Annotated in this window: 1 pseudogene; it reads left to right on the top strand. The window is 78.1% G+C overall.

The features are described from left to right. Positions 1-439: pseudogene (locus tag J5M56_RS25615) on the top strand (hypothetical protein); the annotation flags it as partial.

Genomic DNA, 439 nt, shown 5'->3' with positions numbered 1-439 from the left:
CGACGCGCAAACCGCACAGTGGCAGGCGCAGCAAGCGGCGGCGGCCGTCGAGCGCGGCGACGCGGCCTCGGCGACGCCCGCCGCGCCGGCCACGCCGGATGCCGAGGCCGCGCACGAAGCGTCGCTGGCCGACCTGCTTCGGCAGGCCGACGCGCAAATGCGCGCCCTCGTCGAGCAGCACGGCCTGTCGCGCGCACGAATGGAGGCGGCCGCGCGAACCCTGCCGGAGCTCGCGCCCCTTGCGGGCTCGCTCGATGCCCTCGACGCACTCGATGCGCCGCTCGACGTCGATGCCTTGACGGCAGGGCTCGCCGCCGCCGGCGGCGACGCGGCGGCCGAACCGGATACGCCGGCCGAACCGAGCCCGCCGGCGCCCGCGAACGAATTCGCCGCCGCCGTGCCCGCCCCCGCATCGTCCACCGCCGCGCCGCCGGTGGAC

Origin of the sequence: Pseudomonas sp. 51_B (genome assembly GCF_017491595.1) — a bacterium.
Lineage (GTDB): Bacteria > Pseudomonadota > Gammaproteobacteria > Pseudomonadales > Pseudomonadaceae > Aquipseudomonas > Aquipseudomonas promysalinigenes.
The sequence above is the reverse complement of the archived record's forward strand: the minus strand, read 5'-3'. Positions and strand labels throughout refer to the sequence as shown.